Here is a 21,896-nt window from a genome sequence, read left to right as displayed (position 1 = left end):
CGACCGGCCAGCCAGAAAAATCAGCCTGACAGTCATAAAAAAGCCCCGCTCATCGAGCGGGGCTTTTGCATTCAGAAAGGCTGGATAAATCAGGCTTTCCACGCTTTCCAGGTGTTGATCAGACCGTTGGTGGAGCAGTCGTGGCTGGTGACAGCCTCGTTGTTGCCCAGCTCCGGCAGGATTTTGTTGGCCAGCTGTTTGCCCAGCTCCACACCCCACTGGTCGAAGCTGAAGATGTTCCAGATTGCGCCCTGTACGAAAATCTTGTGCTCGTACATGGCGATCAGGGCACCCAGGGTTTTCGGGGTCAGGCTCTTGAACAGGATGGAGTTGGTCGGGCGGTTGCCTTCGAACACCTTGAACGGCACCAGATCCTTGACCTGCTCCAGGGTTTTGCCAGCAGCCAGGAACTCGGCTTCAACCTCTTCCTTGCTCTTGCCGAAGGCCAGTGCCTCGGTCTGGGCGAAGAAGTTGGCCAGCAGTTTCGGGTGGTGGTCACCGATCGGGTTGTGGCTGATGGCCGGTGCCAGGAAATCACAGGGGATCAGCTTGGTGCCTTGGTGGATCAGCTGGTAGAAGGCGTGCTGGCCGTTGGTGCCCGGCTCACCCCAGATGATGGGGCCAGTCTGGTAGTCAACCGGCTTGCCGTTGCGATCCACGTACTTGCCGTTGGACTCCATGTTGCCCTGCTGGAAGTAGGCAGGGAAGCGGTGCATGTACTGGTCGTACGGCAGAATGGCTTCGGACTCGGCACCGTAGAAGTTGTTGTACCACAGGCCGATCAGCGCCAGCAGCACCGGCACGTTCTGCTCATAGGAGGCAGTGGCGAAGTGCATGTCCATCTCGAAGGCGCCTTGCAGCAGGGCTTCGAAGTTCTCGAAACCGACAGACAGGGCGATGGGCATGCCGATGGCAGACCAGGAGGAGTAGCGGCCGCCAACCCAGTCCCAGAACTCGAACATATTGTTGGTGTCGATGCCGAACTCGGCCACGGCCTTGCCGTTGGTGGAGAGGGCTGCGAAGTGCTTGGCAACGTGGGCCTTGTCACCGGCGATATTGATGAACCAGTCGCGGGCGGTCAGGGCGTTGGTCATGGTCTCCTGGGTGGTGAAGGTCTTGGAGGCCACCAGGAACAGGGTGGTTTCCGGATCGATCTTCTTCAGGGTCTCGGCGATGTGAGTGCCATCGACGTTGGAGACGAAGTGCATCTGCAGGTGGTTTTTGTAGGGACGCAGCGCCTCGGTGATCATCACCGGACCCAGATCAGAGCCACCGATACCGATGTTGACCACATGCTGGATCGCTTTGCCGGTGTAGCCTTTCCACTCGCCTCCGATTACCTTCTCGCAGAAGCCCTTCATCTTGGCCAGCACGGCGTTCACTTCCGGCATAACATCCTTGCCGTCGCACTCGATGGGGCGGTCGGAGCGGTTGCGCAGGGCCACGTGCAGTACGGAGCGCCCTTCGGTCATGTTGATCTTGTCGCCATTGAACATGGCATCGATCGCGCTGCGAAGATCGGTCTCTTTGGCCAGATCAACCAGCAACTTGAGGGTTTCTTCGGTGATCAGGTTCTTCGAGTAATCAACCAGGATGTCGCCGCCGAAGGTAAGGGAAAACTTGTCAAAGCGCTTCGGGTCCTGCGCGAACAGATCCTTGAGTCGGGTCTCTTTGTTTGCTGCAAAGTGGGCTTCCAGTGCCTGCCAGGCCTGGGTTTGGGTTGGATTGATATTTTTCATAGGATTCCTGAAATGCCAAGTTGTGTTTGAACCTTGCAGGCAAGGTCCCGCCAAACCTTATTATCCGAGCATTATAGCGAGCCGATCGGGCGGCCCGTGTAACAGATTTTTACCGATTGTCTTTTACCGCAATGGGTCACTGCCGGGAGCATACAACCAGAACATTGGGATTATGTGTCACGAAAGCAAGGCGGATCTTGCGCTTGCTCATGATTGGGGCCACCCCGATAGCCTGAAATTGTTTTCATCCTGTTGGCGTGGTTATGCACCGACATGGCCATGGGCTGGGGCCAGAAACGACAATGCCAGCCCGAAGGCTGGCATTGTCTGTTGCAGCAGAACCGCGATCACGCCTGCGGTTTTTGCATGTGCATCACCATCTGCGGGAAGGGGATCTCGATGCCTTCGGCATCAAAGGTCAGTTTCACCTTCTCGTGGAAGTCGAACCAGACACCCCAGTAGTCAGCGGTTTTCACCCAGGGGCGCACCACGATATTGACCGAGGAGTCGGCCAGCGCGGCAACGGCGATGGTGGCTGCCGGATCTTTCAGGATACGCGGCTCTTCGCTTACCAGACGCTCGAGGATCTGTTTGGCCTTGCGCAGGTCAGAACCGTAGCCGATGCCAAAGGTCATATCGACGCGGCGGGTATCCATACGCGAGTAGTTGACGATGGTGCCGTTGAGGATGGCGGAGTTCGGTACTACCACCATCTTGTTGTCACCTGAGGTGAGGGTGGTGGTAAAGAGCTGAACGGACTGCACGACACCCGCGGTGCCCGCCACTTCGATAAACTCGCCCGCTTTGATGGGGCGGAAGATGATCAGCAGGAAGCCGGCAGCGAAGTTGGAGAGCGAGCCTTGCAGCGCCAGACCGATGGCCAGACCGGCGGCACCGATAATGGCGACGAAGGAGGCGGTTTGCACCCCGACACGGCCCAGCGCGGCGATCACCACGAACACCAGAATGGCGTACTTGAGGATGCTGCCGACGAAGTGGGTGACTGTGGTGTCCAGCTTGCGGGCCTGCATCACCTTGACCACGCCACCGCTGATGAGGTTGGCGGCGATATAGCCGACCAGCAGGGTCAGCAGGGCGGCGGCGATATTGACGCCGTATTCGATCAGCAGTCCCTGATTATTGACCAGCCAGGTCTGCGCTTCGGTAATGATTTCGGGTTCCATAGGATGTCCTGTCAGGTTCTAAAAGGTTTATGGTGGATAAATCTAACACCGCAGCGCGACAGTACGGGTCGCATCTGGTACTTCTTTTCTGCCATAAAAACCTGACACAAAAAAGAAGGGAGGCCAAAGCCTCCCTTCTTTTTGCTGAATGATGCGAAAAAACCATCAGCTCTGCAGCAGTTGGCTGCGGATAAATTGCCACTGATCTTCGAAACCGGCGGTCGGCTTGAGCTTGAACTCGGAGCGCACGAACTGGCTGATGCGGCCTTCGGTGTAGGCCAGCAGCAGATTGGCCAGCATGGTTTCGTCGAGCTGGAAGCCTTGCCCCTCGCGCAGCCGCTTCTCGCGCAGCACCTGTTTGATCTGGGTCTCCAGCTTGTCGAACAGGATGCTGATGCGATCCCGCAGCCGATCGTGCTCACCCAGCAGGGCGTCGCCATTGAGGATGCGGGTGATGCCGGGATTGCGCTCGGCGAACACCAGCAGCAGCTGCAGGATATGGTGACAGCGCGCCATGGTGTCCTTCTCTTCCGCCATGATCAGATTGACCCGTGACAGCAGGGAATCCTCGATAAAGTCGATCAGCCCCTCGAACATCCGCGCCTTGCTGGGAAAATGTCGATAGAGGGCTGCTTCAGAGACGCCGACCTCGGCCGCCAGACGGGCCGTGGTGATGCGCTGACCCGGACTGGTTTCCAGCATATGGGCGAGCGCCTGCAGGATCTGATCGCGCCGACTCTGTTTCTGATTACTGCTTGCCATGGATTCCCCTAAAAAAACAATGGCTTGATTCTATTATTAGGCACCGCCCATCGGGCTGGTGTGGTCTGTTATTGGCGACCAGAAGAACCAAAACCGCCTTCACCCCGTTCGCTCTGATTGAACTCATCGACCAGTTGGAAGCTGGCCTGAACCACCGGCATGATCACCAGCTGGGCGATGCGCTCGCCGGGTTGCATGGTGAACTCATCTTTGCCGCGGTTCCAGACCGATACCATCAGCTGACCCTGGTAATCGGAATCGATCAGACCGACCAGGTTGCCCAGCACGATGCCGTGCTTATGGCCGAGGCCGGAGCGGGGCAGGATGGTGGCACACAGACCCGGATCCTGGATGTGAATTGCCAGACCGGTCGGCACCAGGGTGGTATCACCCGGAGCCAGAGTCAGCGGCGCATCCAGCAGAGCGCGCAGATCCATGCCGGCAGAGCCCGGTGTGGCGTAGGCGGGCAGCGGGTACTCGGTACCGATACGGGCATCCAGAATCTTCAGTTCAATTTGTGTAGTCATGAATCGCTTTTTCAGTTGGATCTTGTATTGGCGTCCCTCTTGGCAGGCGGGGCGCCGTGAGTCTTGTTCTTTCGGGACGCTCAGTGCCGGTAGTGGCGTGCAATCAGGGCGATCAGGTGACGGGCCAGCGTCAGCTTGTCGGCCAGCGGCAGCGGGGCCTGGCCCCCTTGCCAGAACACGGTCAGGGCGTTGTCATCGGCGTTGAAGCCTTGCCCCTCGCGGGACACATCGTTGGCGGCGATCATGTCCAGCCGCTTACGCTGCAACTTGTCGAGGGCGTATTGTTCCACATCCACGGTTTCGGCGGCAAATCCGACGGTGAAGGGTTTGTCTGAAAGGGCACCGACGGCCGCGATGATGTCGGGGTTTTTCACCAGCTTCACCACCATCTGGTCGTTGTCGCCGGTTTTCTTGATCTTCTGGCTGGCGACCTGTTCGGGACGGTAGTCGGCTACCGCGGCGCAACCGATGAAGAGGTCGCACTCGCCCACCCGGCTCATCACAGCCTGATGCATCTGCTCGGCGCTCTCGACATCGATGCGGGTAACGCCCGCAGGCGTCGCCAGCGTCACCGGCCCACTCACCAGCGTCACTTCGGCACCCGCTTCACGGGCAGCTCGGGCGATGGCGTAGCCCATCTTGCCGGAGCTGTGGTTGCTGATGTAGCGCACCGGATCCAGTGCCTCGCGGGTTGGCCCTGCGGTGAGCAGCAGCTTGACGCCCGCCAGCAAGGGCTCGGCGGCCAGCTGCTGGCAGCAGCGATCCACCAGTTCGAGGGGATCCAGCATCCGGCCCGGGCCCACATCGCCACAGGCCTGGCTGCCGGCATCCGGCCCCCACAGCAGAATGCCGCGGCTGGCCAGGGTCTTGAGGTTGGCCTGGGTCGCGGCGTTGAGATACATCTGCTGGTTCATTGCTGGTGCCAGCGCGATGGGCGCCGGAGTGGCCAGACAGAGGGTGGTCAGCAGTTCGTCGGCCATGCCTGCAGCCATCCGCGCCATCAGGTTGGCGCTGGCGGGGGCGATCAGCACCAGATCGGCCCACTTGGCCAGCTCGATATGGCCCATGCCCGCCTCGGCAGAGGGGTCCAGCAGGCTGTAGGCCACCGGATGACCGGAGACCGCCTGCAGGGTCAGCGGGGTGATGAACTCCTTGGCGGAGCGGGTCATCACCACCCGCACTTCGGCGCCCTGATCTTTCAGGCGGCGTACCAGCTCGGCACTCTTGTAGGCGGCGATCCCGCCACTGACACCCAACAGGATGCGTTTATCGGCCAATCTCATCTGCTGTTTCTCTATCCGGCTCATTCTGACTGGTCGGCTAAGATACCACAGGCAATGGATGACGACAGGGGTTGGCATCAAGGGGTGTAGTCGGGCGCGCGCAATTTTTTGCTATGTTTTTTCTCAACAGGGATGAGGGAGAGACAAATGAGCATCAAAGAGTGGCCAGAAGATGAACGCCCCAGAGAGAAGTTGCTGCGTCAGGGGCCCATGGCGCTCTCCGATGCCGAACTGCTCGCCATCTTTTTGCGCACCGGCGTGAATGGCCTGAGTGCAGTGGATCTTTCACGTAATCTATTGAATCAATTCGGCTCTTTACGCAGTTTGCTGGGGGCGGATCAACGGGCATTCTGCGAGGCGCACGGCCTTGGCCCGGCCAAATATGCCCAGTTGCAGGCGGTGCTGGAGATGGCTAGGCGCTATCTGGCCGAGCAGCTGCAACGGGGCGATGCACTCACCTCGCCCCAGCTGACCCGGGACTATCTGCAGGCCCAGCTGCGGGATCGGCCGCGCGAGGTGTTTGCCCTGCTGCTGCTCGACAACCAGCACAGAGTCATTCAATTTGTTGAGCTTTTTTTCGGCACCATCGATTCGGCAAGCGTCTGGCCAAGAGAAATCGTGCAGATCGCGCTCAAACATAATGCAGCCGCGGTGATTCTGGCGCATAATCACCCGTCCGGCGTCGCCGAGCCCAGTAGGGCCGACCGCCAGATCACGGATCGGATCACGGCCGCTTTGGCCCTGATCGATATCAGAGTGCTGGATCACTTGGTGATCGGTGATGGCATCACGGTTTCTTTTGCCGAGCGCGGTTGGCTATAACTGTGCTCTGGCACCGTATTAGTTGATCTTTGATCACGGATGCTGTATAAAATGCCGCCTTCTGTTTGCCCCGCAATCGAAGGCCAGCGGGGCAGATATTTGCTCGAGCAATGAAGTAAGATTTGGAGAGACTGACATGTCTAGAGTATGCCAAGTAACCGGCAAGCGCCCGGCAGTTGGTAACAACCGTTCGCACGCTAACAACGCCACCAAGCGTCGTTTCCTGCCGAACCTGCACACTCACCGTTTCTGGGTTGAGAGTGAAAAACGCTTCGTAAGCCTGCGCGTATCCGCAAAAGGCATGCGTATCATCGACAAGCGTGGCGTTGAAGTGGTTCTGGCTGAACTGCGCGCCAGCGGTGTTAAGGTATAAGGAATTAGATCATGGCTAAAGGTATTCGCGAGAAAATTCGCCTGAACTCCAGCGCCGGTACTGGTCACTTCTATACCACTACCAAAAACAAGCGCACCATGCCCGAAAAAATGGAGATCAAAAAGTTTGATCCCGTTGTTCGTCAGCATGTGATCTACAAGGAAGGCAAAATCAAGTAATTACTTGATGCTGCATTCCCAAAAACCCGGCTTCGTGCCGGGTTTTTTTATGCGCCGAATTCAGTACACTGCCGGTTCAAAGGGAGGCTTGCCATGTTCAAATTGAGCCGCAAAGGCTGGAATAACGTGATCATTGTGGTGGTGCTGATCGTGATCACCCTGTTGCATCGTATGGAGACTGCCCAGCAGGAGAACAGCGCCAAGCGCGCTCGCCCTTTGCTGCCGGATGCGGCCGTGGTGCTCACCTGGCAGGGGCCGAGCTGGCAGATTGAGCGGATTGGTCAGGGCTGGCGCAGCGTGCCGGATCTGGGGCTCGACACGGCTCAGCTGGATGCCCGTCTGGCACGCTGGCAAGGCTGGTTGCTGCCCCCCGGCGAGGTGGTGCGCGGTACCCCGGTGACCATCAAGGTGTGGATTGCCGGCCAGAACGATCCGATCGAGATTGGCCTCTATCAGAACAGCGGCCAATATGGCGCTCAGCTTCCCTCTGGTCTCTGGCTCGCCCTCACTGCCGAGCAGTATCGCGATCTGCTGCGTCCTGCCCCCTGAGTTCCTTTTCCTTGCGAGGTGCCCATGCCTGAATTGCCAGAAGTTGAAGTCAGCCGTCAGGGGATCTCCCCCTGGCTCACCGGTATCAAGGTGACGCGTGTAGTGGTGCGGGATGGCCGCCTGCGCTGGCCGATCCCCGGTGAAATTCAGGAGCTGGTGGATCTCACCATCCATCGGGTGCGTCGCCGTGCCAAATACCTGCTGCTGGAGACCGATTTCGGCACCGCCATCCTTCATCTGGGGATGTCCGGCAGCCTGCGGGTGCTGGATATCGGCACGCCAGCCGAGAAGCACGACCACGTGGATATCGAGCTGGAGAATGGCAAGCTGCTGCGGCTCAACGATCCGCGCCGCTTTGGCGCCCTGCTTTGGACCCGGGAACCGGCCGAAGCCCATGCGCTGCTCGCCAAGCTGGGGCCCGAGCCGCTCACCGATGCCTTCAGTGCTGATTACCTGCGTGAGCGCGCCAAGGGACGCAGCACCGCCATCAAACAGTTCCTGATGGACAATCAGGTGGTGGTCGGGGTGGGCAACATCTACGCAAACGAGGCGCTCTATGCCGCCGGCATTCACCCCAAACGGGCGGCGGGCAATATCAGCGCCGAGCGGCTGGGAACCCTGGTGGCCGAGATCAAGCGGGTGTTGGCCGAGGCAATTCGCCAGGGCGGCACTACTCTGAAGGATTTCACCAGTGCCGATGGCAAGCCGGGCTATTTCGTGCAGCAGTTGCAGGTTTATGGCCGTGGCGGTCAGCCCTGTTTCCACTGTCACACCCTGCTGACCGAGACAAGAATGGGCCAGCGCACCACGGTTTTTTGCAGTCATTGCCAGCGCTGAGCGCACTTTTTGCCCCGATCCGGGGGAAGTTGTAACAGCGTATTTCCACTCTGTTGAAGATTTGCACAGCTGTCACTAGTATCCCGACCGTTCAGGCGGTTTGAGAATATAAAAATGACAGTTAAATCAATAGACTGGGAATATTTATCCCGGCAGGAGCGCTATTGCGCAAAATCCATGGCCCGCTTCCTCTACCCCGAGGGATGTGACCGGAAAACCTTCAATCGCGGCAAGTTCGTGCTGCGCAGCCTGCTCTATCGCAAGTCGCTGAGCCGGGTCTTCAGCCTGTTTCAGTGCGACTCGCTCAAGGCGCTGCCAGCGGTCTATCCCGAGCTGCTCGACAAGCCGATGCGCCCCTATCGCTTCGCCTGTGCCAGCGCCCGTGAGCGGGCCGAGATGCTGGAAAATCACTACCGTTTGCTGCTGGAGTGCTACCCGCAGATGATCGACCCCCTCTATCTGGGCGAGGGGATCGAACTTGGGCACTATCCCCAGAGCGGCTGCCGCATTCTGTTGCGTCACGATGGCACCTTCCGCCGCGAGGCCGAGCTGGCGCTCTCCATCGTCAACGGCGAGGGACAGCGCCTCTACAGCTGCGCCTTTTCGCTGGCGGGCAGCGTGGATCGTTTGATTCTGATGATCGGCTCCATGCAGGGGCCGGAGCCTGCGGTCGACAATGCCCAGGATCGGGTGCGCGAGCTGACCAAAGAGGGACATGGCCTGCGGCCCAAATCCCTGCTGGTGCAACTGGTGCTGCAACTGGCGCAGAGCATGGGGGCGGCAGAGGTGCTGGCGGTTCGCAAGCGGGCCCATGTGTTTCAGGCCAAGCGCTACAGCAGCAAGCAGAAAGCCAACCTGCAGGCCGATTACGACGAGTTGTGGCAGGAGTTCGACGCCCGGGATGTGGATGCCAACTTCGTCGCTCTGCAAGCCCAGCCGCGCAAGCCGCTGGAGGAGATCGCCTCCAAGAAGCGGGCCATGTATCGGCGCCGCTACGAGTGGCTCGATCTGCTGGTGCAGGAGATGAATGAGCGGTTTTCCCGTCAGTAACCGGCAAGCAGGCTGACCTCTCCATGCGATAGAGATACGACAAGGGCTACCCGTGGGTAGCCCTTGTCGTTTCTGCCATCAGGGGAGGAATTAGCGCTGTTGCTGTTTGGCTGCGATGGCTTGGGCCACCACGGGATCGACAAACTGACGAATGTCGCCACCGTGCAGCGCCACCTCTTTCACCAGAGTGGAGGAGATAAAGGAGTTCTCCTCCGCCGGGGTGAGGAAGACGCTTTCCAGCTCAGGCATCAGGCGGCGGTTCATGTTGGCCAGCTGGAACTCGTACTCGAAGTCGGAGACGGCGCGCAGGCCGCGGATAAGCACGTTGGCCTGATGCTCTTTGGCGAAATCGACCAGCAGGCCGGAGAAGCCCACCACCTTGACGTTGGGAAGCGTGCTGGTCACTTGCTGGACAAGCTGGACACGTTCTGCCAGATCGAACAGCGGGCGCTTGCTCGGGCTGTTGGCGACCCCGACCACCACCTCGTCAAACAGCTTGGCGGCGCGGCCGATGAGATCGGCGTGGCCATTGGTAACGGGATCAAAAGTCCCGGGATAAATTACCCTGGTAGTCATCTTTGCGGTCCTGCAACCTGGAAATTTGGTCGCATTATAAGGTCGTCGCTTGAGAATAGCAGTGCATCAGGCAAGAATACGCCATCGCGCATCAAGCCTCCTTGCATTGGTGACAGGGAGCAAAGGGATTTTTTATGAAACGTATTCTGGTCGTTCGCAATGACAAGATTGGTGACTTCATGCTGGCGTGGCCTAGCTTCGCCATGCTCAAAGGCTCCATGGAGTGTCATGTGACTGCCCTGGTTCCGGCCTACACGGCACCGCTGGCCCGGCTCTGCCCCTGGATTGACGAGGTGATCATCGACCCGGGCGTGCGGGCCGACAAGGAGCAACAGCGAGCGCTGCTGGCGCGGATCAAGGCGGCGGCGTTCGATGCGTCCATCTGCCTCTTCTCCAACTCCCGCAACGCCATGCTGGTGTGGAAGGCGCACATCCCTTACCGGCTGGCACCGGCGACCAAGCTGGCGCAGGTGCTCTACAACCAGCGACTGGTACAGCGCCGCTCCCGCTCCCAAAAGCCGGAGTCCGAGTATAACCTGGAGCTGATCCGCCGCTTCCTGGCCGATCAGCAGGTGGTCGTGGTGGAGCCCAAGACCCCCTTCCTGCGGTTCGATGACGAGACCCTGCTACAGGTGCGCGAACAGCTGGCGGCCAAGCTCAAGCTCGATGCCAGCCGCCCCTGGTTGATGGTGCATGCCGGTAGCGGTGGGTCTGCCAACAACCTCTCCATCGAGCAGTACGCCCGCATCATCATCAAGCTCAATCAGGCCTGCCCCGAGCTGCAGTGCGTGCTGACCGCAGGCCCAGGCGAGGAGAAGATGGCCGAACAGCTGGCGGCCGAGCTGCTCGCCCACGGCGGCAACGGCTGGATCTACCGCTCCAGCGATGGTCTGCCGATGTTCTGTCAGGTGTTGGCCAACGCCGCCCTGTTCGTGGCAGGCAGTACTGGCCCGCTCCATATCGCCGGCGCGCTCGATGTGCCGACCATCGGCTTCTTCCCGATGCGCCGCTCCGCGACTCCGCTGCGCTGGAAGCCCCTCAACAGCGAAGGGCGTCACCTCGCCTTCAGCCCGCCGGAGGATAGCGACCACCCGGAGGATATGAGTCAGCTCGATCCCAAGACCATGGTGCCGGTGATGGCCCGCTGGGCGGCGCCTTTCTGGCGCAAGTAACGTATGCAGCAATGCAAACAGGGCCCCGCGGGGCCCTGTTTCGTATGACGGTTATTCCGGCTGGTGCGGTTGCTGGCGCACCCAGAGGTCGGCGTATTTGACGAAGGTGGAGTGGGCGGAGAGGATCGCCAGCAGCAGCCCCTGCTTGCCGTCGAGGAAGCCCGCTTTGAGCAGGTACATCTTGAGGAAGCAGCCAACAGCATGGATCAGCCCCTGACTGAGGGAGCCCTTCTTGCCGCGGGCGGTGCGCTGATCGGCCCAGGCGCGGGCATAACCGGCGGATTTCACCAGATAGTGCTCCAGATCCCGATAGGTGAAGTGGAGCAGATCGCCGTAGAGGTTAACGATCTTCATGTTGGCCCGCACTTCTACCTTTTCGTGAACCAGCGCCTCGTTATAGCTGGTGAGCGCCTTGGGATAGAGACGCAGCACCCGATCCGGATACCAGCCGCTGTGACGGATAAAGCGGCCAAACACCCAGGAGAGGCGCGGCAGCGAGTAGATGGTATCGCTGGCCGGATTGGCCATCACCTCGGCGATGGCGGCTTTCAGCTCGGGGGTGAGCCGCTCGTCGGCATCCAGCCACAGTACCCAGTCGGATTGCACGTGGGACTGGGCCAGCCGGCGCTGTTTGCCAAAGCCCGGCCACTTGGCGTTGACGAAGAAGCGGGCGCCAAACTCGGCGGCAATGGCCGGGGTTTCGTCCTGACTGCCGGAGTCCAGAATGACGATCTCGTCCACCAGTCCGTCGAGGGAGGCGAGGCACTTGCGCAGGTTGTCGGCTTCATTCTTGACGATCAGAACGGCAGCCAGAGTCGGTTTTTTCACGAATGTGGGCTCACGGTTATTGCCCGGCTGGCGGGTCGAATGCGTATTGATGGGCCATTCTAACGGAAAAACGGGCCAAAGAGAGAGCCGCCATTGCCCGTTTCTATCAGCTGTTTGCCTGTCTCGTCTCGTCCGGTTGGAAGCGGGGCACCGCTGGAAAAATGGGGTGACGGCAGCGTCTGCCAAGGATCTTCTGTTATTTATCCAGTCATTCTTGGGGCATAATCTCGCCCAGTGATGATTAACAGCCGGGCTAGTCCCGAGAGAAGACGCGTGATGAAAATATTGGTGATCGGCCCCTCCTGGGTCGGCGATATGGTGATGTCCCAGAGTCTCTACAAGGCGATCAAGGCCAACCATCCGGAGTGCGAGCTGCACGTGATGGCCCCCGCCTGGTGCTGCGCCCTGCTGGAGCGGATGCCGGAGGTGGACAAGGCGATCACCATGCCCCTTGGCCACGGTGACTTCAAGCTGGTGGCGCGCCGCCGCCTCGGCAAGCAGCTGGCGGCGGAGAAGTACGATCAGGCCATCGTCCAGCCCAACTCCATGAAATCGGCGCTGATCCCCTGGTTTGCCCGCATTCCGGTCCGTACCGGCTGGAAGGGTGAGAGCCGCTACGGCCTGCTCAACGACCTGCGCAGCAACAAGTCCGCCTTCCCGCTGATGGTGGAAGGCTATCTGGCGCTCGCCTATCCCAAGGAGCAGATGAAGAGCCGGGCCGATATTCCGACCATTCCCCACCCCTCTCTGCACGTCGATCTGGTCAACCAGAGCAAGGCGCTGGAGCGACTGGGGCTGGATCGCGCCCGCCCGGTGCTGGTGCTCTGCCCCGGTGCCGAGTTTGGCCCGGCCAAGCGCTGGCCGGAGGGGCACTACGCCGTGGTGGCCCAACAGCATTTGGACGAGGGGTGGCAGGTGTGGATCTTCGGCTCCAACAAGGATGTGCCGGTGGCCAACACCATCCGGGATCGGGTCAATCTGCTGACTCGCCCCAACTGCCACGTGCTGGCGGGCAAGACCAGCCTGCACGAAGCGATCGATCTGATGGCGCTGGCCAGCCGGGTCATCTCCAACGACTCCGGCCTGATGCACATCGCCGCCGCCCTCAACCGGCCGCTGGTGGGTGTCTATGGCTCCACTTCGCCGCTCTATACTCCGCCGCTGGCGGATCGGGTCGAGATCGTCCACACCGACATCGAGTGTCGCCCCTGCTTCAAGCGCACCTGCAAGTTCGGCCATCTCAAGTGCCTGATCGATCTGGCGCCGGAGCAGGTGGTCGATGCCTGCAAGAAGCTGGAGCAGAGCCAGTAAGATGCCCTACCGTCTGCTCTACAACCTGCTGATCCATCTGGGATTGCCGCTGGCGCTGCTGGCCCTCTACAAGCCGAAAAAGGGCAAGCCCGGCTTTGGCGAGCGCTGGGCCGAGCATCTCGGCCGACTGCCCGCCACCGGACAGGATGCACCACTGTGGATCCATGCGGTGAGCGTGGGGGAGACGCTGGCCATCACGCCGCTCATTCGCGCCCTCAAGGCGGAGCGGCCCGATTTGCCGATCCTGCTCACCACCACCACCCGCACCGGCGCCGATCAGGCTGCCAAGCTGGGGGATCTGGTGATCCATCGCTACGCGCCGCTCGACTACCCCTGGGCCATTGCGGCCTTTCTCGACACCTTCAAGCCGCGCGCGCTCTGGGTGATGGAGACCGAGCTGTGGCCGAACTGGCTGGCCGCCTGTGAGGCGCGTCACCTGCCGGTGACCATAATCAACGCCCGTCTTTCCGAGCGATCCTGCCAGCGTTATGCCCGTTTCCACGGTGCCTTCGACGTCCTGAGCCGGCCGCTGACCCATCTGCTCTGTCAGCATCAGGATGACGCCGACCGCTTCGCCCGCCTTGGCATCGAGCGTTCGCGGCTGGCGGTGACCGGCTCCATCAAGTTCGATATCCAGTTTGGTGACGAGGTGCAGGCCAAAGGGCGCGCCCTGCGCCAGCAGCTGGGCGCCGAGCGGCCGGTCTGGATCGCCGCCAGCACCCATCAGGGTGAGGACGAGCAGGTGCTGGCCGCCTTCGATCTGCTGCTCAAACGCCATCCCGACGCGCTGCTCATTCTGGTGCCGCGCCACCCCGAGCGGTTCGATCGGGTGGCCGAACTGTGTGCCCCTTATGGCTGTGTGCGGCGCACTGATGGTGCTGCGGTGAGTGCGGAGGATAAGGTCTATCTCGGCGATACCATGGGCGAGCTGCCGCTGATGCTGGCGGCGGCCGATGTGGCCTTCGTTGGCGGCAGTCTGGTGAAGATTGGCGGTCACAACCTGCTGGAGCCGGCGGCGCTCGGCAAGCCCTGCCTGACCGGCCCCGCCTACTTCAACTTCAGCGACATCACCCGCCAGCTGGTGGCTCAGGGTGGCGCTGCCATCGTGGCCGATGCCGCCGAGCTGGGCGAGCGGGTGAGCCAGCTGTTTGCTGACGAGAGCACCCGCCGCGAGATGGGGGAGCAGGCCCGCGCCGTGGTGCTGCGCAATCAGGGGGCGCTGGCGCGTACTCTCTCGCACTGCCTCACTGCGTTGGAGAACGACTGAACCCATGATGAGCACCGCTCTGGCTCTCGATTTTCAACTGCAAAAGCGTCAAAGCAGCTGATCCCCGTTTCACACGTCATCAAAGAGGCAACCATGTTCAAGGCTCTGTTACTGGAAAACCAAGACGGCAAGACTGTTCCGACTCTGACCCGGCTGGCCGAGAGCCAGTTGCCGGAAGGTGAAGTGCGGGTGGCGGTCGCTTACAGCTCGATCAACTACAAGGATGGGCTGGCCATCACCGGCAAGGGCAAGATAGTGCGCCAGTGGCCGCTGGTGCCCGGTATCGACTTCGCCGGTACCGTGCTCGAATCTGCCGACAGCCGCTATCAGACCGGCGACAAGGTGGTGCTGACCGGTTGGGGTGTGGGCGAAGGGCACTGGGGCGGCATGGCCGAACAGGCGCGGGTCAAGGGGGACTGGCTGGTGCCGTTGCCCGCCGGGCTGGATGAACGGCAGGCCATGTGCATCGGTACCGCCGGTCTCACCGCCATGCTCTGCGTGCTGGCACTGGAAGAGGCGGGCATTACTCCCGAAAGCGGCGAGGTGCTGGTCACCGGCGCGGCTGGCGGCGTGGGCTCCACCTCGGTTGCCCTGCTGGCCGCCCTTGGCTATCAGGTGGCTGCGCTGACCGGTCGTCCGGAAGAGCAGGGCGCCATGCTCACTGCGTTGGGTGCCAGCCGCATCGTGCCGCGCAGCGAGCTGCTGGTGCCTGCCAAACCGCTGGAGAAGCAGCTGTGGGCCGGTGCCATCGATACCGTCGGCAGTCAGGTGCTGGCCAAGCTGCTGGCTCAGATGAACTATGGCGGCGCCGTGGCGGCCTGCGGGCTGGCGGGTGGCTTCGATCTGCCGACCAGTGTGATGCCCTTCATCCTGCGCAATGTGCGGTTGCAGGGGGTCGATTCGGTGATGTGCCCGTTTGAACGTCGTCAACTGGCATGGCAGCGACTGGCACGGGATCTTCCCGCCAGCTTCTTTGAACAGGCGGTTACCGAGATTGGGCTGGAGCAGGTAGTGGAGGCCGCCGAGGCCATCACGCAAGGCCAGATCGCCGGCCGGACTCTGGTCAAACTTTGAACTCCCCTTGACTGGCGAGCCCGATAATTCCGGATAAAATTGGAGTGCGGGTGAACTATCCAAGGAGAGTGAAGATGGGTGGACACAAGCCGGATTACGACTCCTCTGATGATGATTGGGAGCCGGATTCCTGGGAAGAAGAGCTGGATCAGTGGGAAGATGAAAGCTGGCAGGATGATGACACTTTCGATGACCAGTGAACCACGGCATTGAACGAACAGGCGGGCTTTGGGCCCGCCTGATTTTTTTGCCGCGCTCACATGGCTGAGCGTTCGTCCTTGGTCAGGGGCGGGCCGCTGGGTAGAATGAACTGCCCAAATGACGCTCAAGGATGACTATGCGACTCTCCATCATATTGTTGGCTGCCCTGCTGGGTGGCTGTGTCTCCAACGATGATCCCTGCGAGAAGGTGTGGAGTGAGGTGGGGGAGGCGGATGGCAAGCTGGGCTTCACCACCGAGCGGATCGAGTTCCATCAGGGCCAGTGTGGCAAGAAGGTGGATGCCGAACTGTGGAAGCAGGGACATCAGAATGGATTGGCATGGTATTGCCGTCCCGAGCACCTCTATCTGGCTGGCCGCTCAGGTGAGGAGTATCGCGGCGTTTGCCCGAACGATACCCAGGCACGCAGATTGTTCGAACAGGGGCGTCAGGGGTGGACCGATCAATAACGCCCTGACAGGGAGGGGCGTTACTCCTCTTTCAAACGCAGCGGCTGGCAGAGGTAACCCTTGTCATTGGCACTGCGGGCGCACTTGCTGCAGACAAACTTGGGTTTGCGCACGATTTTTCTCAGCGCCTTGAGATCGGTGGGGATCTCGTGACGGCGCCATTCACACAGGGTTTTGCTGCCCATAACGACTACCTCTACGACTTGACGGCCGTATTGTAATCGATTTTCATTTCGAATAAACCGGCAAAGCTCGCTTATTGGCCGATATGCCAATAAGCGATTGTTTCGGGAAGGATTACTGGTAGAGGAACTTGGTGAAGATAAGCTCGCGCACCGCTTTCTTGCCGGTCTCTTTCACCAGCAGTTCGTTGACGGTTGTCTCGCACTCCTTGCGCAGCTCTTCTCGGTTGGTCAGGGACTTCACTTGATCGGCATTTTTGCTGCCAATCAGACGGATGATGGCATCGCGGATCAGCGGGTCATGCTGCTCCAGCAGCTTGAGGTCGGCTTCGTTTTCCGCCATCAGCTCTACCGTGACCCGGATATAACCGAGGGTTTTGCTATCACTCAGGTAGTTGGTGATGATGTCGGGATCGAGCGCGTGGTAGGAGAAACCAGGCTTGGCAGCCCCCTCTGCGCCCTCGGCGGGCGGCTCATCTTCAGCAAGAGCTTGCTGCTGCAGGGCGCCACAGCTCAGTAACAACACCAGCAGAATTTTGAAGATCTTCATATAGATGGCTCATCAGCAAGAGATAACCCATTTTTGATGTTGCCATCGGGGCCGTCAAGCACGGATGTTCTTACATTTCGCTATTGATTTACGGATAATAAACCGGATTTTAACCTGAACACGGAAATCTCTGGATGGTGAAGCTGTGAAGTCCGAGTTGACTGTTCCCCTCACGCCGTTAAGCGGGTGGCTGGCCCCCGAATGTTGCGAATTGCCCGCCAGCTTGCGCCCCTGGCTGCTGGAGCCCGGCTCCATGACCCGGCGGCTGCGTCAGCACAATCGCCACTTTTCGGTGGAGTGGCTGGGCAATCACCCGGTCGCCCTTACTGCCGATGAGCAGTGGCTGGTGGATTCGGCCTCGCCGGCCGGTACCTGCCGCGAGGTGATCCTGCATGGGGATCGTGGGCCCGCCGTGCTGGGCTGGACCTTGTTTGCCGATGACGCACTGCAAGGGAGCGGCATTGCCGAGCTTGGCGAGCAGCCGCTGGGTGAGCGGGTATTTGGCCATGAGCCTGCCCGCCGCGATCATCTGCAACTGGCCCGTTTCGATATTGCCGCCAATCCCCGTTGCCCGGCCGCCACTGTCTGGGGGCGTCGTTCCCGTCTGTTTCTGGGGCAGTGGCCACTGCTGGTGCACGAGCTGTTTCTGCCCTCTCTCGTCTGTGACAAGGAGCTGGAGTGAATCTGTTAACCAAGGAGCGGGGACTTGCCTACATGCAGTTGGCCCGCGTCGACAAACCCATAGGCACTCTGCTGCTGCTGTGGCCAACCCTGTGGGCGCTCTGGCTGGCCGCCGGTGGCCTGCCCAATCTCTGGGTGCTGACCGTGTTTGTGGTCGGCGTCTTTCTGATGCGCTCGGCAGGGTGCGTGATCAACGATTATGCGGATCGCAACTTCGATGGCCACGTCAAACGCACCGCAGGTCGCCCCTTGCCCACGGGCAGAGTCAAGCCGTGGGAGGTGCTGGCGCTCTTCTTCGTGCTGGCGCTCATTTCGTTTGGTCTGGTGCTGACCATGAATCCGCTCACCATCGGTCTGTCGTTTGTCGCCCTGCTGCTGGCGGTGAGCTACCCCTTCATGAAGCGCTTTATCTCCAATCCCCAGCTGGTGCTCGGGATGGCCTTCTCCTGGTCGATCCCGATGGCCTATGCGGCGCAGGCGGATGCCCTGCCGCTGGTTGCCTGGTTGCTCTTCTTCGCCAATCTGCTCTGGACCGTGGCTTACGACACCCAGTACGCCATGGTGGATCGGGATGACGACCTCAAGATCGGCCTCAAATCCAGCGCCATCCTGTTTGGTCGTTATGACAAGCGGATCATCGGTGCACTGCAACTCTCGACGCTGCTGCTGTTGCTGGCGGTCGGGCAGCTGATGACGCTGGGGGGCTGGTATTACTGGGGATTGCTGGGAGCGGCGGTGCTGTTTGTCTATCAGCAGCGGCTCATTCGCGAGCGGCAGCGGGAAGCCTGCTTCCAGGCGTTTCTCAACAACAACTATGTGGGGGCGCTGGTGTTTACCGGTCTGGTGCTCGATTACCTGTTGGCGTGATAGCGCCCTGAGTCACGTTGAATAAAAAAGAGGGTCGCGTGTTGGGGGGCTGTTGTTTGCCGGTCTGGTGCTCGATTACCTGCTGGCGTGACATGTTCCCGCGCAGACTCCGATAAAAAAGAAGGCCGCATCATGCGGCCTTCTTTGTTTGCGTTGCAGATCAGAGCTGATTGCCTGCCTGAATGGTGCGGCGGATCTTGTTGCTCAGCAGCGGCACTATATTGTCGGCCAGCGCCTGGAAGCGGCCGAGATCCGGCTTGCACTCGGGAGAGAGGTAGCCCTCCTTGCGCAGCGTGTGGATCAGGGTGCTGAACAGCTTCTGGTCGAAGAACTCGGGGGCGTTGATGCCGTGCAGGGTGCCGAGGCGCTCTGCCATCATCAGGCCGTCCGCCTCCAACTGCTCCGCCTCGATATGAGGCTGGGCCAGCACCCGGGTCAGCACGATGGCGTAGCGTTGCAGGGTCTCCTGAATGCTCTCCGCCAGCAGCAGCAGGCGCATCTGGTTGGCCGGATTGACCCAGTAGCCGTCATCGCGGGTCTCGATCAGTTGCTGGGTCTGCAGCGCGTCGAGCAGGCTGTCGACCAGCGCCGGCAACGCCTCCTCTTCATAACGCAGGAACAGCTCGGTCTTGAGCAGCGGATAGATGTCGATGCAACGAGCCATGATCTCGCTGCGGGAGATCCCTTCACACCGTTCGATCAGTGCCGCCACCAGAGAGGGCATGGCAAACAAGTGGAGGATGTTGTTGCGGTAATAGGTCAGCAGGATCGCCTGATAGCGGTCGAGACTGATGATCTGCCCCAGCTTGTCCTCGCTCACCTCGAACTTGTTGAGCTCCATCGCCTGATCCAGCAGGGTCTTGGCATCCTCATCCGGAATGGTGCTCTGCGGGCTGTAAGGCACTGCTTTGAGCAGATCCAGATAGGTGTTGAGCTGGGCCTGCAACTCGTCGCGGGTCAGGGCGTGGCGCTCGGCGGCCAGCAGCGCCAGCGCGCTCAGGGTCAGGCCGTTGACCGCGGCAGCGCCGTTGATGCGGGTCATCAGCAGTTCGGCCAGATTGTTGACGGTGCCCGCCATCCACTCCGGACGCTCCTCTTCCCCGATGTGCTTTTTCCAGTCGGGGATATGTTCGCTCAGGTAACTGTTGAGGGTCAGCGGCTCGCCGAAGTTGACGAAACCACGGCCGTAGTTGCGCAGCTTGCGCAGGATGCCGAGCACCTGCAGGAAGCTCTCTTTCTCCTTGCGACTCCCCTTGAGCTCGTTGTGGTAGGTGTTCACCTCCATCACGTGCTCGTAACCCAGATAGACAGGCACCAGAGTGACCGGCCTGTCCAGCCCGCGCATCATTGCCTGCAGGGTCATCGCCAGCATGCCGGTCTTGGGCGGTAGCAGACGGCCGGTACGGGAGCGACCGCCTTCGGTGAAGAACTCCACCGAGTAACCCTTGGCAAACAGCAGGTTGAGGTATTCCCGGAATACCGTGCTGTAGAGCGGGTTGCCCTTGAAGGTGCGGCGAATGAAGAAGGCGCCGCCGTGGCGGAAAATCGGGCCCGCCGGCCAGAAGTTGAGGTTGATGCCTGCCGCGATATGGGGCGGCACCATCCCCTGGTGGTAGATGACGTAGGAGAGCAGCAGGTAGTCCATGTGGCTGCGGTGGCAGGGGACGTAGACGATCTCGTGCCCTTCCTGCGCCAGCTGGCGTACCTTCTCGGCGCCATTGACCGACAAACCGCGGTAGAGCTTGTTCCACAGCCAGCCGAGGAAGCTCTCGCCCAGGCGGATCAGCCGGTAAGAGAAGTTGGAGGCGATCTCGTCCATGTAGCCATGGGCACGCTTTTGCGCCTTCTCGAGGCTGATCCCTTCGCGCTGGGCCTCCTCTTCAATCGCCTGCTGGATCACCGCGGAGTCGAGCAGCTGCTTGAACAGCAGGTTGCGGTTCGGCAGTTTCGGGCCGGTGGCAGCCAGCTGCTGGCGGCTGAAGTGGGTACGGGCCACTCGTGCCAGCTTGTGGGCGATCGCCTCGTCGGTGCCGTGTTTGTCCGCCATGTAGCGCAGGGAGAGGGGGGGCGAGAAGCGCACCAGATTCTCGCGACCCTTGAGGATCACGATGAGCGCCTTCTTCAGCCGGTTCGGCGCCAGGCTGCTGATGATGTTGAGGCCGGAGGCTTCTTCCCCTTCCCGACCCGGAGCGCGGCCCCAGAACAGGGTGACGGGCACCACCTGGATATCCAGCGCGGGATCCTGCTTGTGCAGATCCAGCAGCTGGTGGAACTCCTGCAGGAAGGGGAGCGGTTTGCTGCGTTTGCCAAACAGGGGAGGCGGACGATCCAGACAGACATAGCGCGGCAGCAGCTGGCCGTTGAGCTCCAGCGGCGTGAAGGGGCCGGGCAGACCGAGATCCTCGCAGCACTGCTGCAGGGTCATCAGGTCGGTGATCGAACTGGTTTTCAGGGCATAGACGATGGGTCTGGCCGGATCCAGATTGAGTTCTGTGATGGGATTTTCCGGCAGGCTCTTGTGATTGACCAAGCCGCTGACCGGCCATTGCAAGATGGCTCTGGAAATCTTCTGTCCTAGGGACATGTGCGTCTGCTCTCCAAAAAAATGCGGCGTGAGCATAGCAAATCGACAGCCCCTTGTCGCCGAGAGGTACGATGAGTCGGCTGCGCAGGATCAAAACAGCAGTAAATGAGGGGTTGGTTGCGACAAATGTCAGCTGCGCCTTGCCTTGGCCACTGCACTGTATATACTGCCAGTGTGCTGTATAAAAAGACAGGTGCCAATTCTATGAAACCCCTTACCCCCCGCCAGGCCGAAGTGCTGGAGCTGATCAAGGTGAACATGAGCGAGACCGGTATGCCGCCGACTCGTGCCGAGATTGCCCAGAAGCTTGGTTTCAAGTCGGCCAATGCGGCCGAAGAACATCTGAAGGCCCTGGCCAAAAAAGGGGTCATCGAGATCATGCCGGGCACGTCCCGCGGCATTCGCCTGTTGCTCGAAGAGGAAGAGGTGCTGGAAGAGAGCGGCCTGCCGCTCATCGGCAAGGTCGCTGCCGGTGAACCCATCTTGGCTCAGGAGCATATCGAGAGCCACTATCAGGTTGATCCCGCCCTGTTCCACCCGCGCGCTGATTTTCTGCTGCGGGTGCAGGGGATGAGCATGAAGAACATCGGCATTCTGGATGGCGATCTGCTGGCGGTGCACAAAACCCAGGAGGTGCGCAACGGTCAGGTGGTGGTCGCCCGTCTCGATGAGGATGTCACCGTCAAGCGCTTCCAGCGCAAGGGCAGTCAGGTATGGCTGCTGCCGGAGAATGAAGAGCTCTCCCCCATCGAGGTGGATCTCTCCTGCCAGCAGCTCACCATCGAAGGGCTGGCTGTCGGGGTGATCCGCAACGCCGACTGGATGTAAT

At 60.5% G+C, this 21,896-nt stretch carries 25 protein-coding genes; 15 read left to right on the top strand and 10 right to left on the bottom strand.

Going from position 1 to position 21,896, the window contains the following annotated elements; translation table 11 throughout:
* Window positions 1-89 precede the first annotated feature (89 nt).
* The 5 genes from pgi to coaBC all read right to left on the bottom strand — a co-directional run bounded on the left by pgi (window position 90) and on the right by coaBC (window position 5,495).
* Entirely contained in the window at window positions 90-1,739 is a 1,650-nt protein-coding gene (pgi, locus tag ACB035_RS19425) for a glucose-6-phosphate isomerase (RefSeq protein ID WP_021231531.1), read from the bottom strand.
* A gap of 347 nt (window positions 1,740-2,086) precedes the next feature.
* A complete protein-coding gene (locus ACB035_RS19420; RefSeq protein WP_005339493.1) occupies window positions 2,087-2,923 on the bottom strand; it encodes a mechanosensitive ion channel domain-containing protein in 837 nt (278 codons plus the stop codon).
* A 165-nt stretch (window positions 2,924-3,088) separates the two neighbouring features.
* The gene (gene slmA / locus ACB035_RS19415; RefSeq protein WP_005339495.1) at window positions 3,089-3,685 is read right to left on the bottom strand and encodes a nucleoid occlusion factor SlmA; all 597 of its coding nucleotides are present in this window, start codon (window positions 3,683-3,685) and stop codon (window positions 3,089-3,091) included.
* A 68-nt stretch (window positions 3,686-3,753) separates the two neighbouring features.
* Window positions 3,754-4,212, bottom strand: a complete 459-nt coding sequence (gene dut, locus ACB035_RS19410; RefSeq protein WP_005339498.1) for a dUTP diphosphatase — start codon at window positions 4,210-4,212, stop codon at window positions 3,754-3,756.
* 80 nt (window positions 4,213-4,292) lie between these two features.
* Complete coding sequence (gene coaBC / locus ACB035_RS19405) at window positions 4,293-5,495, bottom strand: bifunctional phosphopantothenoylcysteine decarboxylase/phosphopantothenate--cysteine ligase CoaBC (RefSeq protein ID WP_124930445.1); 1,203 nt, start codon at window positions 5,493-5,495, stop codon at window positions 4,293-4,295.
* A gap of 147 nt (window positions 5,496-5,642) precedes the next feature.
* On the opposite strand from coaBC, the gene radC reads away from it, so the two are divergent.
* The 6 genes from radC to ACB035_RS19375 all read left to right on the top strand — a co-directional run bounded on the left by radC (window position 5,643) and on the right by ACB035_RS19375 (window position 9,305).
* Entirely contained in the window at window positions 5,643-6,317 is a 675-nt protein-coding gene (radC, locus tag ACB035_RS19400; protein ID WP_193861456.1) for a DNA repair protein RadC, read from the top strand.
* Between the two features lie 136 nt (window positions 6,318-6,453).
* On the top strand, window positions 6,454-6,690 hold the full coding sequence (gene rpmB / locus ACB035_RS19395) for a 50S ribosomal protein L28 (protein ID WP_005307492.1): 237 nt from the start codon (window positions 6,454-6,456) through the stop codon (window positions 6,688-6,690).
* Window positions 6,691-6,701: 11 nt separating this feature from the next.
* Window positions 6,702-6,869: a 50S ribosomal protein L33 gene (gene rpmG, locus ACB035_RS19390; RefSeq protein WP_005307500.1), complete on the top strand. Its 168-nt coding sequence runs from the start codon at window positions 6,702-6,704 to the stop codon at window positions 6,867-6,869.
* 93 nt (window positions 6,870-6,962) lie between these two features.
* Window positions 6,963-7,418: a hypothetical protein gene (locus ACB035_RS19385; RefSeq protein WP_088868142.1), complete on the top strand. Its 456-nt coding sequence runs from the start codon at window positions 6,963-6,965 to the stop codon at window positions 7,416-7,418.
* Window positions 7,419-7,442: 24 nt separating this feature from the next.
* Window positions 7,443-8,255, top strand: a complete 813-nt coding sequence (mutM, locus tag ACB035_RS19380) for a bifunctional DNA-formamidopyrimidine glycosylase/DNA-(apurinic or apyrimidinic site) lyase (protein ID WP_021231536.1) — start codon at window positions 7,443-7,445, stop codon at window positions 8,253-8,255.
* Between the two features lie 114 nt (window positions 8,256-8,369).
* Window positions 8,370-9,305 (top strand): VirK/YbjX family protein, encoded by a 936-nt coding sequence (locus ACB035_RS19375; protein ID WP_371167948.1) that lies wholly within the window; start codon window positions 8,370-8,372, stop codon window positions 9,303-9,305.
* Between the two features lie 90 nt (window positions 9,306-9,395).
* Here the strand turns inward: ACB035_RS19375 and coaD are convergent, their stop codons facing one another.
* Window positions 9,396-9,881, bottom strand: coding sequence for a pantetheine-phosphate adenylyltransferase (gene coaD, locus ACB035_RS19370; protein WP_111901322.1), 486 nt, complete (start codon window positions 9,879-9,881; stop codon window positions 9,396-9,398).
* Between the two features lie 134 nt (window positions 9,882-10,015).
* On the opposite strand from coaD, the gene ACB035_RS19365 reads away from it, so the two are divergent.
* Window positions 10,016-11,053, top strand: a complete 1,038-nt coding sequence (locus ACB035_RS19365; protein WP_371167947.1) for a glycosyltransferase family 9 protein — start codon at window positions 10,016-10,018, stop codon at window positions 11,051-11,053.
* 51 nt (window positions 11,054-11,104) lie between these two features.
* On the opposite strand, the gene ACB035_RS19360 is transcribed toward ACB035_RS19365, so the two are convergent.
* Window positions 11,105-11,881, bottom strand: coding sequence for a glycosyltransferase family 2 protein (locus ACB035_RS19360; protein WP_371167946.1), 777 nt, complete (start codon window positions 11,879-11,881; stop codon window positions 11,105-11,107).
* Window positions 11,882-12,157: 276 nt separating this feature from the next.
* Between ACB035_RS19360 and waaF the strand changes: the two genes are divergently transcribed.
* The 5 genes from waaF to ACB035_RS19335 all read left to right on the top strand — a co-directional run bounded on the left by waaF (window position 12,158) and on the right by ACB035_RS19335 (window position 16,203).
* Complete coding sequence (gene waaF / locus ACB035_RS19355) at window positions 12,158-13,192, top strand: lipopolysaccharide heptosyltransferase II (protein ID WP_047434118.1); 1,035 nt, start codon at window positions 12,158-12,160, stop codon at window positions 13,190-13,192.
* Between the two features lies 1 nt (window position 13,193).
* Window positions 13,194-14,459: a lipid IV(A) 3-deoxy-D-manno-octulosonic acid transferase gene (gene waaA, locus ACB035_RS19350; RefSeq protein ID WP_371167945.1), complete on the top strand. Its 1,266-nt coding sequence runs from the start codon at window positions 13,194-13,196 to the stop codon at window positions 14,457-14,459.
* 93 nt (window positions 14,460-14,552) lie between these two features.
* Window positions 14,553-15,533: an MDR family oxidoreductase gene (locus tag ACB035_RS19345; protein WP_371167944.1), complete on the top strand. Its 981-nt coding sequence runs from the start codon at window positions 14,553-14,555 to the stop codon at window positions 15,531-15,533.
* 74 nt (window positions 15,534-15,607) lie between these two features.
* A complete protein-coding gene (locus ACB035_RS19340; RefSeq protein ID WP_005339521.1) occupies window positions 15,608-15,733 on the top strand; it encodes a hypothetical protein in 126 nt (41 codons plus the stop codon).
* A gap of 137 nt (window positions 15,734-15,870) precedes the next feature.
* Window positions 15,871-16,203, top strand: a complete 333-nt coding sequence (locus ACB035_RS19335; RefSeq protein ID WP_371167943.1) for a DUF2799 domain-containing protein — start codon at window positions 15,871-15,873, stop codon at window positions 16,201-16,203.
* A 20-nt stretch (window positions 16,204-16,223) separates the two neighbouring features.
* Here ACB035_RS19335 and ACB035_RS19330 read toward each other — a convergent pair whose 3' ends face one another.
* Complete coding sequence (locus ACB035_RS19330; protein WP_005339525.1) at window positions 16,224-16,388, bottom strand: hypothetical protein; 165 nt, start codon at window positions 16,386-16,388, stop codon at window positions 16,224-16,226.
* A gap of 112 nt (window positions 16,389-16,500) precedes the next feature.
* Window positions 16,501-16,935, bottom strand: a complete 435-nt coding sequence (locus ACB035_RS19325; protein WP_005339527.1) for a flagellar basal body-associated protein FliL — start codon at window positions 16,933-16,935, stop codon at window positions 16,501-16,503.
* Between the two features lie 145 nt (window positions 16,936-17,080).
* Here ACB035_RS19325 and ACB035_RS19320 point away from each other — a divergent pair, with 145 nt between their 5' ends.
* Together ACB035_RS19320 and ubiA are read left to right on the top strand one after the other, a co-directional pair.
* The gene (locus ACB035_RS19320) at window positions 17,081-17,617 is read left to right on the top strand and encodes a chorismate lyase (protein WP_005339534.1); all 537 of its coding nucleotides are present in this window, start codon (window positions 17,081-17,083) and stop codon (window positions 17,615-17,617) included.
* Window positions 17,614-18,483, top strand: a complete 870-nt coding sequence (gene ubiA, locus ACB035_RS19315; RefSeq protein ID WP_167557333.1) for a 4-hydroxybenzoate octaprenyltransferase — start codon at window positions 17,614-17,616, stop codon at window positions 18,481-18,483. The genes ACB035_RS19320 and ubiA overlap by 4 nt, the downstream gene beginning before the upstream one ends.
* A gap of 160 nt (window positions 18,484-18,643) precedes the next feature.
* On the opposite strand, the gene plsB is transcribed toward ubiA, so the two are convergent.
* Window positions 18,644-21,067: a glycerol-3-phosphate 1-O-acyltransferase PlsB gene (plsB, locus tag ACB035_RS19310; RefSeq protein WP_371167942.1), complete on the bottom strand. Its 2,424-nt coding sequence runs from the start codon at window positions 21,065-21,067 to the stop codon at window positions 18,644-18,646.
* A gap of 204 nt (window positions 21,068-21,271) precedes the next feature.
* On the opposite strand from plsB, the gene lexA reads away from it, so the two are divergent.
* A complete protein-coding gene (lexA, locus tag ACB035_RS19305) occupies window positions 21,272-21,895 on the top strand; it encodes a transcriptional repressor LexA (RefSeq protein WP_005339540.1) in 624 nt (207 codons plus the stop codon).
* Window position 21,896 lies beyond the last annotated feature (1 nt).

Origin of the sequence: Aeromonas sp. S12(2024) (genome assembly GCF_041402305.1) — a bacterium.
In the GTDB taxonomy this organism is placed as follows: domain Bacteria; phylum Pseudomonadota; class Gammaproteobacteria; order Enterobacterales; family Aeromonadaceae; genus Aeromonas; species Aeromonas veronii.
This window is presented reverse-complemented; position numbering and strand designations above follow the sequence as displayed.